Annotated in this window: 15 protein-coding genes and 1 other RNA gene; 13 read left to right on the top strand and 3 right to left on the bottom strand. The window is 67.1% G+C overall.

Features of this window, described 5'->3' with window-relative positions; translation table 11 throughout:
- A partial coding sequence (locus Q0Z44_RS13225) for a polysaccharide biosynthesis/export family protein (protein ID WP_298013488.1) occupies window positions 1–1047 on the bottom strand: 1047 nt, incomplete at its 3' end.
- A gap of 212 nt (window positions 1048–1259) precedes the next feature.
- Here Q0Z44_RS13225 and Q0Z44_RS13220 point away from each other — a divergent pair.
- Both Q0Z44_RS13220 and Q0Z44_RS13215 read left to right on the top strand, forming a co-directional pair.
- Window positions 1260–1424: a rubredoxin gene (locus Q0Z44_RS13220; RefSeq protein WP_298013486.1), complete on the top strand. Its 165-nt coding sequence runs from the start codon at window positions 1260–1262 to the stop codon at window positions 1422–1424.
- 14 nt (window positions 1425–1438) lie between these two features.
- Window positions 1439–2617 (top strand): FAD-dependent oxidoreductase, encoded by a 1179-nt coding sequence (locus Q0Z44_RS13215; RefSeq protein WP_298013484.1) that lies wholly within the window; start codon window positions 1439–1441, stop codon window positions 2615–2617.
- Window positions 2618–2639: 22 nt separating this feature from the next.
- On the opposite strand, the gene Q0Z44_RS13210 is transcribed toward Q0Z44_RS13215, so the two are convergent.
- Window positions 2640–3008: a DciA family protein gene (locus Q0Z44_RS13210; RefSeq protein WP_298013482.1), complete on the bottom strand. Its 369-nt coding sequence runs from the start codon at window positions 3006–3008 to the stop codon at window positions 2640–2642.
- Window positions 3009–3053: 45 nt separating this feature from the next.
- Between Q0Z44_RS13210 and Q0Z44_RS13205 the strand changes: the two genes are divergently transcribed.
- The 10 genes from Q0Z44_RS13205 (at window position 3054) to Q0Z44_RS13160 (ending at window position 13944) form a co-directional block, all read left to right on the top strand.
- Entirely contained in the window at window positions 3054–4037 is a 984-nt protein-coding gene (locus Q0Z44_RS13205; protein ID WP_298013480.1) for a M23 family metallopeptidase, read from the top strand.
- 6 nt (window positions 4038–4043) lie between these two features.
- The gene (locus Q0Z44_RS13200) at window positions 4044–4352 is read left to right on the top strand and encodes a hypothetical protein (protein WP_298013478.1); all 309 of its coding nucleotides are present in this window, start codon (window positions 4044–4046) and stop codon (window positions 4350–4352) included.
- 97 nt (window positions 4353–4449) lie between these two features.
- The gene (locus Q0Z44_RS13195; protein ID WP_298013476.1) at window positions 4450–5895 is read left to right on the top strand and encodes a TonB-dependent receptor; all 1446 of its coding nucleotides are present in this window, start codon (window positions 4450–4452) and stop codon (window positions 5893–5895) included.
- Window positions 5896–5914: 19 nt separating this feature from the next.
- Window positions 5915–6850, top strand: coding sequence for a zinc ABC transporter substrate-binding protein (locus Q0Z44_RS13190; RefSeq protein ID WP_298013474.1), 936 nt, complete (start codon window positions 5915–5917; stop codon window positions 6848–6850).
- Window positions 6851–6859: 9 nt separating this feature from the next.
- Window positions 6860–7639, top strand: coding sequence for a metal ABC transporter permease (locus tag Q0Z44_RS13185; RefSeq protein ID WP_298013472.1), 780 nt, complete (start codon window positions 6860–6862; stop codon window positions 7637–7639).
- A gap of 173 nt (window positions 7640–7812) precedes the next feature.
- Window positions 7813–10557, top strand: coding sequence for a preprotein translocase subunit SecA (secA, locus tag Q0Z44_RS13180; RefSeq protein WP_298013470.1), 2745 nt, complete (start codon window positions 7813–7815; stop codon window positions 10555–10557).
- Window positions 10558–10725: 168 nt separating this feature from the next.
- Window positions 10726–11421, top strand: coding sequence for a PEP-CTERM sorting domain-containing protein (locus tag Q0Z44_RS13175; RefSeq protein ID WP_298013468.1), 696 nt, complete (start codon window positions 10726–10728; stop codon window positions 11419–11421).
- A 93-nt stretch (window positions 11422–11514) separates the two neighbouring features.
- The gene (gene argJ, locus Q0Z44_RS13170; RefSeq protein WP_298013466.1) at window positions 11515–12744 is read left to right on the top strand and encodes a bifunctional glutamate N-acetyltransferase/amino-acid acetyltransferase ArgJ; all 1230 of its coding nucleotides are present in this window, start codon (window positions 11515–11517) and stop codon (window positions 12742–12744) included.
- Between the two features lie 96 nt (window positions 12745–12840).
- Window positions 12841–13212, top strand: a transfer-messenger RNA (tmRNA) gene (gene ssrA / locus Q0Z44_RS13165).
- A gap of 171 nt (window positions 13213–13383) precedes the next feature.
- Entirely contained in the window at window positions 13384–13944 is a 561-nt protein-coding gene (locus tag Q0Z44_RS13160; protein WP_298013464.1) for a hypothetical protein, read from the top strand.
- A gap of 9 nt (window positions 13945–13953) precedes the next feature.
- Here Q0Z44_RS13160 and Q0Z44_RS13155 read toward each other — a convergent pair whose 3' ends face one another.
- Window positions 13954–14424, bottom strand: coding sequence for a winged helix-turn-helix transcriptional regulator (locus Q0Z44_RS13155; RefSeq protein WP_298013462.1), 471 nt, complete (start codon window positions 14422–14424; stop codon window positions 13954–13956).
- Between the two features lie 142 nt (window positions 14425–14566).
- On the opposite strand from Q0Z44_RS13155, the gene Q0Z44_RS13150 reads away from it, so the two are divergent.
- Window positions 14567–15865 carry a D-amino acid dehydrogenase gene (locus Q0Z44_RS13150; protein ID WP_298013460.1) on the top strand — a complete coding sequence of 433 codons (1299 nt, stop codon included), beginning with the start codon at window positions 14567–14569 and terminating at the stop codon, window positions 15863–15865.
- The last annotated feature ends 11 nt before the right edge of the window (window positions 15866–15876 follow it).

Genomic DNA, 15876 nt, shown 5'->3' with positions numbered 1-15876 from the left:
CCTGTCCAACTGCGCACGCTTGGGATCGGCCACCACGGGCAGTCCCCCAGCCACGGCCAGCATGGCCCCCAGCGTTTCGCCCTCTCGCGCCAGTTCGAACACGGCTGCATTCGTCACCTTGCCCGAGAGCGCGACGAAGCCTTTTGCAGGCGGAATCACGATCGTGTCGCCATCCTGCAGTCGAATGTCAGCCGCCTTCTCACCCTTTGCCAGGAACGCGTAGAGATCCAGCTCGGTCACGACCTTGTCACCGCGCTTGACCTGAACACGCCGCATGCTGCCGTTCTGATTGGGGCCGCCGCTGGCAAACAGCGCGGACACCAGGGTCGACGTACTGCCCAAGGTGTACGAGCCTGGCTTGCGGGCTTGCCCCACCACGTACACCGTGATGCCCTTGAGTTGCCCCAGCGTGACGCTGAGCTGGAAGTCCTTGTAGTACTTTCCGACCGCCGCCCGAACCACATCTTCCGCCTGTGCGCTCCGGATGCCACTGAGGTTGACCTTGCCGACACGTGGTATGTGGATCAGCCCGTCGCGATCCACCGTGGTGCGGACGTCAATGTCCACCGAGCCCCAGCCCCGAATCTGAACTTCGTCACCCGGCCCCATTCGATAGTCTGGTGACACCGGAACGTTGCCCTGCGGCACGTAAGTGGCTGTGGCCTGATTGAAGAAGGTGAGCCCATACAGAGGCAAGGCTTGTCCCGAAGTTTCCAGCACGAAGCGCTGAAAATCGTTCGGTGGCAACGTCTGCTGTCGCGCCTCTGGCGGCTGCGGGCCCTGGGGTGGCTGTTGCGCAGCGGGACGCGGATCGAGCGAGCGAATCGTGGGCGTCATGCCACCGCCGTTTAGCGAGGGCGCCATGCCGCCGCCGTTCGTGGGTGGCAGAGAATGTCCACCGCCCGATAGATCAGGGCTGCCTGTGTGCGCATCACCAGCGACCGGCTCGGGGAACATCCCTTGTCGCTGCGCCAAGGCCGGCCCCACGGCCAGGCTCGCGGACAGGCAAACGATGAGAAGGCGAGACATCGGATTCAGCTGGCGCACGACATGCATTCCTGTTGCTGCTTTGATAGGTATTGGACGATTGTAGGGGGGTACCCTCGCGTGCCAGAGACTGCGGCGCGGGGAAATCTCACGCTCGTGCCGCGGCGGGTGTCACGCACGATCCCTTCGTGGCACGGCCGCTTCCCGGCGTTTCTGCCCGCATCGCGCACAATGCCCGGTTCTGTCCTCCCCCCTCTCCAGAAGCAGTAGCCATGAAAACCTACCAGTGCATCGTTTGCGGCTTTGTGTATGACGAAACCCAAGGCATCCCCAGCGAAGGCATCGCGCCCGGCACGAAGTGGGAAGACGTGCCCGACACCTGGCTGTGCCCCGATTGCGGCGTCGGCAAGGCCGACTTCGAAATGATCGAGATCTGACCGGAGCGCAGCGCATGTCTTCTGATGCGGTCGTCATCATCGGCGCTGGCCTGGCCGGCTGGAATCTGGCGCGCGAACTGCGCAAGGCCGACCCGGCTGTCCCCATCGTGGTCGTCAGCCGGGACCACGCCGGCTTCTATTCCAAGCCGATGCTGTCGAACGCGCTGGCCGGCAAGAAGACAGCGGCGACGCTGGTAATGAAGCCGGCCGAGAAGATCGGCGAAGAGGTGCAGGCCCGCGTGCTGGCGCACACGACCGTCACCGCCATCGATGGCGAGGCCCGCACGGTGAGCCTGTCGAACGGCGAGACGCTGGCCTACCGCGATCTGGTGCTGGCCCTGGGCGCCGACCCGATCCGCCTGCCGCTGGAGGGCAATGCCGCCGACACGGTGCTGTCCGTGAACGACCTGGACGACTTCGCCCGCTTTGCCGACCACCTGGAACAGGGCCCGACCGGACAGCCCGTGCAGCGGGTGGTGATCCTGGGCGCGGGCCTGATCGGCTGCGAGTTCGCCAACGATCTGCTCGCGCGCGGCATCGCCCCCACGGTGATCGACCTGGCCGATCGCGCCCTGCCCCGCCTGTTGCCCGCCGAGGCCAGCCTGCGCCTGCAGGACAAGCTGGTGGCCGCCGGGGCGCAGTTCCGCTTTGGTGTCGGCGCGCAATCGGTGCAACGGGGCCCGAACGGCCTGGTGGTGACGCTGAACGACGGCACCACGCTGGAGACCGATCTGGTGTTGTCGGCCATCGGCCTGAAGCCGCGCACGGACCTCGCCACCGGCGCGCACGCCAAGGTGGCCCGCGGCGTGGTCGTCGACCGCCTGCTGGCCACCACGGTGCCCCATGTTTACGCCATTGGCGATTGCGCCGAGGTGGAAGGGACGTTGCTGCCCTATGTGATGCCACTGATGCAGCAGGCGCGGGCACTGGCGGCCACCCTCGCAGGCCAGCCCACGCCGGTGAGTTACCCCGCCATGCCGGTGGCCGTGAAGACGCCGGCGTGTCCCACGGTAGTGTGTCCACCGCCCACCGACGCCGAGGGCCAATGGCAGGTGTCCACGACCGACGACGCGCTAGAAGCCCGCTTCGCCGCCGCAGACGCCCCTGAGCGGCTGCTCGGCTTTGTGCTGCAAGGCAAAGCCGTGACCCAGCGCCAGGCGTGGGCCGCTCAGGTGCCCCCGCTGCTGGCCTGAACGCGGGCCCACCCCGACGGGTTCACTGCCTTTGAACCCGCACCCTGATTGCGTTAACCTTGAGCCCCTTTTTCTTCAGCGCGTCCATCAGGTCGGGCTGAAGCTGGCGCAGCTTGGCTGACACGGCCGAGTTGGCGGCCAGCAGGGTCCAGCCCTCGTCATCCAGAGCGCCGGACCGCACGTGGGCCGCCATTGCTGGCGGCAGACAGGCCTTGACGACCTCCAGGCATTCCTGCGACGCCTTCAGTCGCGACAGCAGGCTGCCCAACGCGCCCGCACGCTGCATGGCGTTCTGAACAGGCGGGACGTCAGGCACCATGGGCCGCAGCACGGCCGGCCGGAAGGTTCCGGACGGACGCGCGCCGGTGGGAGGCTTGTCTCGCGTGCTCATGAGGGACAGATGTACAGCAGTTCGAGGTGAAGGGGCAACACGGCCATGCAGATTCTGATCACGACGAGCGCGCTCAGCCGCCCCCGTATTGTGCAGTTCACGCCCTGGGGCCTGGTGCTGACCTTGCTGGCACTCACCATTCCGATGATGGTGCTGAGTCTGGCGCTGTACCACGCGGTCGTGCTCAAGGCTGCACATGAACGTTGGCCGGTGATTTCGGAAGCCGTGCGCTACTTCGAGCGCCAGGACCGCGCGCAGCGCGACCGCTATGTGCGAGAAAACCTCGACGCCATGGCCGAGAAGGTCGGCGACCTGCAGGCCCGCCTGCTGAGGCTGGAGACCGTGAGCGAGCGCGTGGCCGGCATGGCAGGCATCAAGCCTGATGAGCTCAAGCGGATGGAAGCCGCCCCAGCTGGCCCGGCGGGCGGCCCGCTGGTGAGCCTGCGCGAGCCCCGCGCATCGGCCGCTTCCCTCGACGATCTCAACCACAGCCTGGACGATCTGCAGTCGTTGAGCGACCGGCACGCCGACGTGTTCACACTGATCGAATCGCGCCTGTTCGAGAAACGCCTGGAGGCGCTGATGGTGCCCAGTTCGGCCCCCGTGAACGGCCCGGTGGGATCCGGCTTCGGCTTCCGCTCCGACCCCTTCACTGGCCGCCCGGCGTTGCACACCGGGCTCGACTACCCAGCCGATGTCGGCACACCGATCCTTGCGGCCGCGGGGGGGGTCGTCGTGTCGGCCGGACCGCACCCTCAGTACGGCCTGCTCGTGGAGATCGAACACGGCAAGGGCCTGATGACGCGCTACGCCCACACCTCGCGCATGCTGGTCAAGCAAGGTGACATCGTCAAGCGTGGCCAGCACGTCGCCGAAGTGGGCAACACCGGGCGCTCGACCGGCCCGCACCTGCACTTCGAGGTGCTGGTGGAAGCGGTGCAGCAGAACCCGGCTAAGTTTCTGGCCCAGCAGGGCGGCGCGCCTGCGGCCCCGCGCGTGGCAGGCGCCCGGCCGATGCAGTTACAGTAAGCGCCGATGACGCTCCGCAAGGTCCCCCGCTGGGGCTGGCACCTGCTGCTGGCCGTGTTGATGCTGCTGATGCAGCAGGGGGCACTGCGCCACGGTGTGGCCCATCACCTGAACGGTGAAGAGGGTGCAGCGGCACACCAGATCTGTCTCGACTGCCTGGCCTTCCACGCCGGCGACCAGGCCGTGGCCAGCGACACCACCATGGCGCCGTTGCTGGCCTTGCAACATGGCCCCACTGTGGCCGTGTTGCCCACGGACCGAACGACCGCCGCACCGGCGGCCTACCTGGCCCGCGCACCTCCTTCCCTCGGCTGACACCGTTCTGTTTTGTACGCAGGGCCCCACCGGCTCCTGCAACCCGTGTCTGTCTGACCCGGCGCGCCTTGACGTGCGCCGGGCGTGGAGTTTTTTCATGTTTGCCCCCTCTCTCTCTGCGGCCCGTGTCCGCGCCATGACCCTCGCGATGGCCTCGGTCGGACTGATGAGCCCCGCACTCGCCAATCCCACGCTGGCCGATGTGCAACGCCAGTTGGACGAATTGCGCGCGCAGTACGACGCCCGCATCCAGGCCCTTGAAGCGCAACTGAAAGCAGCGCAAGCCCAACCCGCGCAGCCAGCGAAGCACACCGCGCAAGCTGCAGACGCCGCCGCCGACGCCGCAATGCCTGCCCCGGCACCCGCCACACCGCCGGCCACCTTCGCCCGCAAGGCGCGTCAGGCGGCCGACAACAGCTTCAACCCGCAGGTGTCGCTCATCCTCAGTGGGGTCTACACCAACCTGCAGCGTGACCCGGAGAGCTGGTCGATTGGCGGCTTCCAGCCCGGCGGCGACGAGATCGGCCCGGGCGACCGCGGCTTCAGCCTGGCCGAGTCGGAACTCGTGTTGAGCGCCAACATCGACCCCTGGTTCTACGGTCGCGCCATCCTCGCGGTGACACCGGACAGCGAAGTCGAAGTGGAGGAAGCCTTCCTGCAGACCCGTGCCCTGCCGGCGGGCGCGACGGTGAAGGCGGGCCGCTTCTTCTCGGGCCTGGGCTACCTGAACGAGCAGCACGCTCACACCTGGGACTTCGTGGATGCGCCCGTGGTGTACCAGGCGATGTTCGGTGGGCAGTTCAAGCAGGAAGGCGTGCAGGGCCGCTGGGTGCTGCCCACCGACCAGTTCGTGCAGCTCGGGCTGGAATTGGGCCGGGGCAGTGGCTTCCCGGGCACAGACCGCAACCGCAATGCGGCGGACGCTCTGACCCTGACCGCCCACACGGGTGGCGACATCGGCGTCAGCCACAGTTGGCGTGCCGGCGCAAGCTGGCTGCAAACCAGCGCGCAGGGACGGGAGTGGCAAGACACCAACCTTGATGGCGACACGGTGCGCAACAGCTTCACCGGCAAGAGCCGCATCTGGGCCTTGGATGGCGTGTGGAAGTGGGCGCCGAACGGCAACGCCACGCGCACGAACTTCAAGCTACAGGGCGAGTACTTCCGTCGGAAGGAAACAGGCAACGTCAATTACGCGTTGAATGACGACGGTGTGAGCGCCAATTCGGACGCCTACCGCAGCGCCCAATCCGGCTGGTACGTCCAGGGCGTCTACCAGTTCATGCCGCGCTGGCGCGTGGGCCTGCGCCACGAGCAGCTCGACAGCGGCACCGTGAACTACGCCAGCAACGGCACTTTCATGACCAACCCGGACCACAAGCCGAAGCGCACGAGCGCCATGCTCGACTGGTCGCTCAGCGAGTTCAGCCGCTGGCGCCTGCAGTACAACCAGGATCAGGTCCGTCTGGGTGGCATCAAGGACAACCAGATCTTCCTGCAGTACATCATGAGCCTGGGGGCCCATGGCGCCCACGCCTTCTGACATGCCAAGGGAGATCACCATGCATCACCGCTCCTTGAGGGCCTTGCAATCGGCAGGGGCTACAGCGGGGCTGGCCCTGGCCGCCACGCTCGCCACACCGGCCCACGCCCTGCAGGTCTTCGCGTGCGAACCCGAATGGGCCGCGCTGACCCGCGAACTGGCCGGCGACAAGGCCACCGTCTACACCGCCACCACGGCCCTCCAGGACCCGCACCAGATCCAGGCCCGCCCCAGCCTGATCGCGGCCGTTCGCAAGGCCGACCTGCTGGTGTGCACCGGCGCGGAACTGGAAGCGGGCTGGCTGCCCGTGCTGCTGCGCCAGGCCGCCAACCCCGCCGTGGACGACGGCAAGCCCGGTCAGCTGATGGCGGCCGACTTCGTGCGCAAGCTTGATGTGCCGACCCGGCTCGACCGGGCCGACGGCGACGTGCACGCGGCCGGCAACCCCCACATCCAGACCGATCCGCGCAACATCGGGCTGGTGGCACAGGCGCTGGGGCAAAGGCTGGCCCAGCTCGATCCCGCCAACGCCGCGCACTATCGCAACCGGCTCACCGACTTCCAGACCCGCTGGCAGGCGGCAACGCAGCGCTGGACGCAAGCCGCCGCACCCCTCAAAGGCGTGCCGATTGCGGTGCAGCACCGCGGCTTCCCCTATCTGGAAGCATGGCTGGGCCTGCAGCAGGTCGCCGCGCTCGAACCCAAGCCCGGGGTCGAGCCCAGCAGCGCCCATCTGGCCGATGTGCTGCGCCAGTTGCAGCAACAGCCTGCGCGGATGATCCTGCGGGCTGCATACAACGAGGGCCGGGGCGCGCAGTGGCTGTCCGAGCGCGCCCGCATCCCCGTGGTGACGCTGCCCTACACCGTGGGCGGCAGCGAGCGGGCCAAGGACCTCTTTGGCCTGTTCGACGACACCATGGACCAGTTGCTCAAGGCCGCCGGCCCCACGAAGTAAGGCGCATCGATGCTCGACCACTGGCACCCGCTCGACTGGAGCATCGTCGGCCCCGCCCTGGTGGCCGGGCTGCTGGTGCTCGCCACCCATGTCCCACTGGGCATGCAGGTGCTGCGCAAGGGCATTGTCTTCATCGACCTGGCGATTGCCCAGATTGCCGGCCTGGGCGTGATCGCGGCCGATGCCCTGGGCTGGGAAGCGCAGGGCTGGGGCGTGCAGCTGGCGGCCGCCTCGGCGGCGCTGGTGGGCGCCGCACTGATGACCTGGCTGGAGCGCCGCTGGCCCGACGTGCAGGAAGCCCTGATCGGCGCCCTGTTCGTGCTGGCCAGCAGCGTGGGCCTGCTGTTGCTGGCCGGCAACCCGCACGGCGGCGAACACCTCAAGGACCTGCTGGTGGGCCAGATCCTGTGGGTGACCCCGTCGCAGCTGCTCGGCATGGCCGCCCTCACGGCGGTCTTGCTCGCGCTGTGGTTCGGCGCCCGTGAGCGGCTGGGCAGCACCGGCTTCTATGTCGTCTTCGCGCTGGCGGTGACGGCCTCGGTGCAGCTGGTGGGCGTCTACCTGGTTTTCAGCAGCCTCATCATGCCGGCCCTGGCAGTGCGGCGCGCGCCCACCCGGTGGCGACTGCCGGTGGCGTGGGGGCTCGGCGCGACGGCCTACCTGCTGGGCCTGGCCATCTCGGCGGTGCTCGATCTGCCGTCGGGCGCCGTCGTGGTGGTCGCGATGGCCGCCTGTGCCATCGGTGTGGCCGGCCTCATGCCTGCCGCCAAGCGCGCGCTTGAAGCCTGACGCGCCTGCCCACCTTCCCCCCGAAACCGGGGCGGGGAAAGCCCCCCGCAGCGGCGCCGGCCACCGTCGCAGGCGCGTCACCCCCGGGTGCTACACTTTTTCGCTTTGGTTGACTGGGGCAAGGTGCCCCCGCCAGCCGGCGTGCAAAGCCGATCGATTGGATAGATTCCTCCATGTTGCCCAAGCTTCTCACTTCGATTTTTGGTAGCCGTAACGAGCGCCTGCTGAAGGAATACCGTCGCACGGTGGCCAAGATCAATGCGCTGGAGCCCACCTTCGAGCCCCTGAGCGACGAGCAGCTGCGCGCCAAGACCGAAGAGTTCAAGCAGCGCATTGCCAAGGGCGAATCGCTGGTTGCCATCCTGCCTGAGGCCTTTGCCGTCGTGCGTGAAGGCTCCAAGCGCGTCTTCAAGATGCGCCACTTCGACGTGCAGCTGCTGGGCGGCATGGCCCTGCACAACGGCAAGATCGCCGAAATGCGCACCGGCGAAGGCAAGACGCTGACCGCCACCCTGCCCGTCTACCTCAATGCCCTGACCGGCAAGGGTGTGCACCTGGTCACCGTCAACGACTACCTGGCCCGCCGCGACGCCGAGTGGATGGGCAAGCTCTATAACTTCCTGGGTCTGTCCGTCGGCATCAACCTGCCACAGATGCCCCGCGAGCAGAAGCAGGAGGCCTACAACGCCGACATCACCTACGGCACCAACAACGAATACGGTTTCGACTACCTGCGCGACAACATGGTCTACGAGGTGGCAGACCGCGTGCAGCGTGGCCTGAACTACGCCATCGTCGACGAGGTGGACTCCATCCTGATCGACGAGGCCCGCACCCCGCTGATCATCTCGGGCCAGGCGGAAGACCACACCGAGATGTACGTGCGCATCAACGCCGTGGTGCCGCACCTCAAGAAGCAGATCGGTGAGGCCGACCCGCGCACCGGCGAAGGCGTGATCGAGCCGGGCGACTTCACGGCCGATGAGAAGTCGCGCCAGGTGTTCCTGACCGAAGAGGGCCACGAGAACGCCGAGCGCCTGCTGGGCGAAGCCGGTCTGCTGGCCGAAGGCGCCTCGCTGTACGACGCGGCCAACATCTCGCTGATGCACCACCTGTATGCGGCGCTGCGGGCCCACCACCTGTACAACAAGGACCAGCACTACGTCGTGCAGAACGGCGAAGTCGTCATCGTCGACGAGTTCACCGGCCGCCTGATGTCGGGTCGCCGCTGGTCCGATGGTCTGCACCAGGCGGTGGAAGCAAAGGAAGGCGTGCACATTCAGGCCGAGAACCAGACGCTGGCCTCGATCACCTTCCAGAACTACTTCCGCATGTACGGCAAGCTCGCCGGCATGACGGGCACGGCCGACACCGAAGCCTACGAATTCCAGTCGATCTACGGTCTGGAAACCATCGTCATCCCGCCGAACCGCGTGCTGGCCCGCAAGGACCAGCTCGATCTGGTCTACAAGACCGCGCAGGAAAAGTACACGGCCATCATCGCCGACATCCGCGAGTGCCACGGCCGCGGCCAGCCCGTGCTGGTCGGCACCACGTCGATCGAGAACTCGGAGCTGATCTCGCAGCTGCTGACCCGCGAGAAGCTGCCCCACCAGGTGCTGAACGCCAAGCAGCACGCCCGTGAGGCCGACATCGTGGCCCAGGCCGGCCGCCCCGGCATGATCACCATTGCCACCAACATGGCCGGCCGCGGCACCGACATCGTGCTGGGTGGCAACGTCGAGAAGGACGTGCAGCTGATCGAAGCCGACGCGTCGCTCGATGAGGCCGCCAAGGCCGCGAAGATCGAAGCCCTGCGCAAGGAACAGGCCGAGTTGAACGCCAAGGTCAAGGAGCTGGGCGGCCTGCGCATCATCGCCACCGAGCGCCACGAATCGCGCCGCATCGACAACCAGCTGCGTGGCCGTGCCGGCCGCCAGGGTGACCCGGGCTCGTCGCGCTTCTATCTGTCGCTGGACGACCCGCTGATGCGCATCTTCGCGGGCGACCGCGTGCGCGCCATCATGGACCGCCTGAAGATGCCCGAAGGCGAGGCGATCGAGGCCGGCATCGTCACGCGTTCGATCGAAAGCGCCCAGCGCAAGGTCGAAGGCCACAACTTCGACATGCGCAAGCAGCTGCTCGAGTACGACGACGTGTCGAACGACCAGCGCAAGGTGATCTACCAGCAGCGCAACGAGATCCTCGAATCGGTGGACGTGGCTGCATCGATCGCCAACCTGCGCAAGGGCGCCATCACCGACGTGGTGCGAACCTTCGTGCCCGCCAACAGCCTGGAAGAGCAGTGGGATCTGGCGACGCTGGAACGCGTGCTGACCGACGAATGGCAGCTGGAAGTTGACCTGGTGAAGTGGGTCGAGACCGCCACCTCGGTGGAAGACGACGACGTGCTGGAACGCGTGCTGGCTGCGGCCGAGGCGGCCTACCAGGCCAAGGTGGCACTGGTGGGCGCCGAGCAGTTTGCCGGCTTCGAGCGCATGGTGCTGCTGCAGTCGATGGACAGCCACTGGCGCGAGCACTTGGCCGCGCTGGACTACCTGCGTCAGGGCATCCATCTGCGCGGCTACGCCCAGAAGAACCCCAAGCAGGAATACAAGCGCGAGGCCTTCGAGCTGTTCGGCCAGCTGCTGGACGTGGTGAAGATGGACGTGACCCGCACGCTGATGACGGTGCGCATCCAAAGCCGCGAGGAAGCCGCACAGGCTGCCCAGGCCATCGAGAACCAGGGCGAGAGCTTCATCAACGTCACCTACACCCATCCGAACGAGGATGGCTCGGTGGCCACAGAAGCCGACCCCACCACGCAGGCCGACGCCCTGCCTCGCGTGGGACGCAACGACCCCTGCCCCTGCGGCAGCGGCCAGAAGTACAAAAACTGCCACGGCAAGCTGGCCTGATCCAGTGCCTGACAGCTGCAGCCCTGAACCTGCCGGTTCAGGGCTTTTTTCATTTGAGGTCGATCAAACAGCCTGCAGGACCAGGGGCGAGGCGATCAGCCTGGGGATTGCATCCCACCGGACAGGCGCGTCCACTGAAATCGTCTCCACTCGTGAACGGTTTCACACATGACACCCCGCACTCCCCTGTCGGCAAGCCGCGCTCACCTGGTGCGCGCCGCCGCCTTTGCCGCGTTCACCGCCCTCACCGCAACCGCCCATGCGGCGCCGGATGTGGCTTCGACCTCCGACGTGTCGCGCTGGCAGGTGGCGGTCAACTTCCACCAACCGGACGGGCAGGCCACATCGTTCCAGACCAGCACATTCCAGGACGCCGTCGCCATCACCGGGCGCAGCACCGATGGCATTGGCTGGATCGCCAACACCGCCAATGGCTCCAACTTCGGATCGGTGGGGAACTGGACGTTTTTCGTGTTCCGTCAGGAGTTCGATCTCACTGGGTACGACGCGAGCACCGCCGAACTCCGCTTTCAATGGGCCGGCGACGACTCCGGACAGGGCTTCGCCGACCGCGGCACCTGGGTGCCCAAGTTCCGACTGAACGGCGGCAGTTTCCAGTCCAGCGTGTGGCCGGGCGGCTTCACGTACGGCTTCAGCGACCCGGTCACGGTGAGCAGCGGCTTCGTGGCGGGCCGCAACGTGATCGACTTCTATGTCGAAGGCAACGGGGTGACAGACGGCTTTGCGATGAAGCCTTTGTCGTTCACGGCCGCGCCGGTGCCCGAGGCGTCCAGCCTCGCCCTGGCTGTGGCGGGTCTGGCGGTGCTGGGCGGCTTGGCGCGCCGGCGGAGCGCACCCTGCTGAGGCGGCCGCATGGCGCCACCGTGCGCCATGCCGTTCGGGTCGGCGTGTTGCGGCACAATCCCGGGGTCCTGAACGAGTCCCCCACACACCGCCATGCCCGTCAATCTGTCTGCTCCCCAACCCGCTGACCTGCACCCGGTTCCCGGCGTGAAACTGGGCATCACGATGGCGGGCGTGCGCAAGGCCAACCGCCGCGACCTGACGGTGATCACGCTGGAGCCAGGCAGCGCCGTGGCCGGCGTGTTCACGAAGAACCGCTATTGCGCGGCGCCGGTGCAGCTGTGTCGCGAGCATCTGGCGGCCAACGCCGACATCCGCGCGCTGGTGATCAACACCGGCAACGCGAACGCCGGCACCGGTGAGGACGGCCTGGTGCGCGCGCGCCAGACCTGCATCGCCATGGCCCGCCTGCTGAATGTCTCGCCCGAGCAGGTGCTGCCGTTCTCGACCGGCGTCATCATGGAAACTCTGCCGGTGGAGCGCATCGAAGCCGGCCTGCCCGCCGCGCTGGCCGATGCCAAAGCCGACAACTGGGCCGTGGCCGCCGAAGGCATCATGACGACCGACACCCTGCCCAAGGGCGCGTCGAAACAGGTGCAGATCGGCGGGCAGACCGTGACCATCACCGGCATCAGCAAGGGCGCCGGCATGATCAAGCCCAACATGGCGACCATGCTCGGCTACCTGGCCACCGACGCGAACATCGCGCCGGCCCTGCTGCAGCCACTGGTGACCGAGGCAGCGAACGCCTCGTTCAACCGCATCACCATCGACGGCGACACCTCGACCAACGACAGCTTCGTGCTGATCGCGACGCGCCAGGCGAAACACGCCGAGATCACCAGCCTCGACTCGGCCGACGCCCAGGTGCTGCGCGCCGCGCTCATCGAGGTGGCGCAGAAGCTGGCCCAGGCCATCGTGCGCGACGGCGAAGGCGCAACGAAGTTCATCAGCATCACCATCGAAGGTGGCCGCGACGAAGCCGAATGTGCACTGGCGGCCTACGCCATCGCCCATTCGCCGCTGGTCAAGACCGCGTTCTTTGCCTCCGACCCCAACCTGGGCCGCATCCTGGCCGCAGTGGGCTATGCCGGCATTGACGACCTCGACCAGAACCTGATCGAGATGCACCTGGACGACGTGCACGTGGTGACCAAGGGCGGCCGCAACCCGGCCTACCGCGAGGAAGACGGCCAGCGCGTGATGAGGCAGAGCGAAATCGGCATCCGCGTGCACCTGGGCCGCGGCACGGCGCAGACCACCGTGTGGACCTGCGACCTCTCGCACGACTACGTGAGCATCAACGCCGACTACCGCAGCTGACTTGCGTCGGGGCACTTGAAACGGGGCTGCACAGCCCCATGTTCCATCCAGACCAGCAAGGTCGGACGATCCGGCCTACAATGGTCTTCTTTTCCTGGGGCCGACCTGGTTTCGACGTGGGTGCGGATTCGGGACAGGGCATGTCGAGGACCAGCCACCTCGTAAATCCATCTGGAAACAAAGTAACTGCAAACGACGAATCGTTCGCACTCGCCGCTTAACACCGGTGAGCCTCTCGACAGTTGGCCTATGGGCTGTGTCTGAGTCGCAAGACAAAGACTGAGAGGTCATTCACATAGGCTGGGTCTGAGCCGGGTCACTCGGTTCAGGTCGAGATTCAGTGACTGGCTGACCTGGTAGCGTGCCGCTGCGCGATCAGGTTGGTGAGATCCAAATCAGACGGCTACACATGTAGAACTGCTCGATGATGGCTTACGGACGGGGGTTCAATTCCCCCCGGCTCCACCACACACCCGAAAACCCGACCCTTGGTGGTCGGGTTTTTTTATGGGGCGCCGCCCCGTCAGGCGAGCGGCGTCAGCACGGCTTGCGCTGTCGCAAAGCACAGGGTGCGCTTGGGCCTAGGATGGTGGCGAGGCAACCCCTTGTTGCCACCCCGGCACCATCACGGAGCCTTCCATGCGCTCACAGTCCTGCCTGCTTGCCATCCTGCTGTCCAGCGCGCTGGTCACCGCGCGCGCCGAGGAGCGCCCCGCGGATGCGCAACCCGTACCCTGCTCGGCCGGCAAGGCCCTCGGCAGCCGATACACCCCGGTGAACCTGTATCTGGGCGCGGTCGAATGCGCCAAGCAGCCGGCCACCTTCGAGGCGGCCACGAACATGTTCGTGCTGGCCGGCGTATACGGTCGCTATGACATCCTTCGGGTGAAAGACGAGTCAGCCCATCAGGCCGTGTCGGTGATGCGCATGGCCATAGACGGCCACCTCAGCCACGCCTTCCGGCAGCATCTGCGCCACATGGCAGGCTCGGAGTTGGGCAAGCTGCAACTGTGCGCCATGGTGCAGCGCGCCGGCCCGCCGGCCTACTTTCCGAGCTACATGGTGCAGCACGGGCTGCATTCCACGCAGGCGGCACTGCATGGGCGTGCACCGACCTCCCCGCTGCATGAAGACCTGGACACGCAGGCCGCCTGGACCGACGCCGTGGAAGGCTACCTGCACTGCAGCGAAACCCGGTAGGCCGCGCGTTCAGCCCTCGACCGGCAGCACCAGCGTTTCCTTGATCTCTTCCATCACCACGTAGCTGCGCGACTCGGTCGCACCCGGCAGCTTGAGCAGAATCTCACCCAGCAGCCGGCGGTACTGCGACATCTCGGCAATGCGGGCCTTCACGAGGAAGTCGAAGTCACCGGAGACGAGGTGGCACTCGAGCACGTGGGGCACGTGGCCGATCTGGGCCTTGACCTGGTTGAACACCTCGTCGGACTTGATCGCCATCTTCAGTTCGACGAACACCAGCATGGCCTGGCCCACGGCGGCGGGGTTCAGGCGTGCGTGGTAGCCGGTGATCACCCCCTCGCGTTCCAGGCGGCGCACGCGCTCGGTGCACGGGGTGGGCGACAGACCCACGCGCTCGGCCAGTTCGGTCATCGACAGCCGGCCTTCCCGCTGCAAGTGGGCGAGGATGCGGCGGTCCAGTCGATCGAGTTCTCGGGTCATGGTGGCTTTCCCCCGCGTGACTTTGTTTGGCAGTGATTTTCACTGCAGAGCGCCTGCCATGGCAACAAAGTCAGGGAAAAGCCCCACACCCGATTTCTTACAGTGAAGCCGTGGGCCGTGGACGGCCCGTGAGGGGTGTGACATGGACGTGATCGTGTTGGGAGGTGGGGTGATCGGCACCACGACCGCCTTCAGTCTGGCGAGGGCCGGCGCCCGGGTGACGGTGCTGGAGCGCCAGCCCGGCGTCGCCCTGGAAACCAGCTTTGCGAACGCGGGGCAAGTCTCTGCAGGGTACGCCACGCCGTGGGCGGCCCCCGGCATCCCGCTGAAGGCGCTGAAATGGCTGTGCCAGAAGCACGCGCCGCTGGCAATCCGACCCGATGGCACGCTGTTCCAGGCCCAGTGGATGGCCCGGATGCTGATGGAATGCCGCGCCGACCGCTACGCCGTCAACAAGACCCGCATGATGCGGCTGGCCGAATACAGCCGCGACCGGCTGCGCGCACTGCGAGCCGAACTGGGGCTGGATTACGAGGCGCGCAGCCTGGGCACGCTGCAGCTGTTTCGCACCGCGGCGCAGCTGGCGGCCGCCGAGCGGGATGTGGCCGTGCTGCGCGAGCTCGGTGTGCCGCACCGCCTGCTGACGCGCGAGGCGCTGCACACCGTGGAGCCCGCTCTGCACGCCGTGCGCGACCGCCTTACGGGCGGCCTGCAGCTGCCCAACGACGAAACCGGCGACTGCCATCTGTTCACCACCCGCCTGGCCGAACAGGCCCGGGCGCTGGGTGTGCAGTTCCGCTTCGGGGTGCACGTGCAGGGGCTCGAAACGCAGGGCAGCCAGGTGCGTGCGGTGCTGACCGACGAGGCCCGCCTGCCGGCCGACCAGGTGGTGGTGGCGCTGGGTTGCGGCAGCCGCGCCCTGCTGCACGAACTGGGGCTGGATCTGCCGGTGTACCCGGTGAAGGGCTACTCGCTGACGCTGCCGCTGGCCGATGAGGCCCGCGCACCGGTGTCCACCGTGCTGGACGAGACCTATAAGGTGGCGATCACGCGCTTCGATCGTCGCCTGCGCGTGGGCGGCATGGCGGAGTTGGCCGGCTTCGACATGCGGCTGGACCCACGCCGGCGCGCCACGCTGGAAAAGGTGGTGAACGACCTCTTCCCGGGCGGCGGCGTGATGGAGACCGGCCAGTTCTGGACGGGCCTGCGCCCGATGACGCCGGATGGCACGCCCCTGGTCGGCGCCACCGCCTTCCGCAACCTGTGGACCAACACCGGCCATGGCACGCTGGGCTGGACGATGGCCTGCGGCTCGGCCGACGTGCTGGCCGACCTGGTGATGGGGCGGCGCCCGGCCATCGATGTGGAAGGGCTCTCGCTGGCGCGCTGGCAGCGCGGCGTTCAAAAGTTTGCAATGAAGCCGTCAGCCGCCACGCCATGATGCCCGCCGGG

The sequence above is a fragment of the uncultured Aquabacterium sp. genome (genome assembly GCF_947366995.1).
GTDB lineage: Bacteria > Pseudomonadota > Gammaproteobacteria > Burkholderiales > Burkholderiaceae_C > Aquabacterium.
The sequence above is the reverse complement of the archived record's forward strand: the minus strand, read 5'-3'. Positions and strand labels throughout refer to the sequence as shown.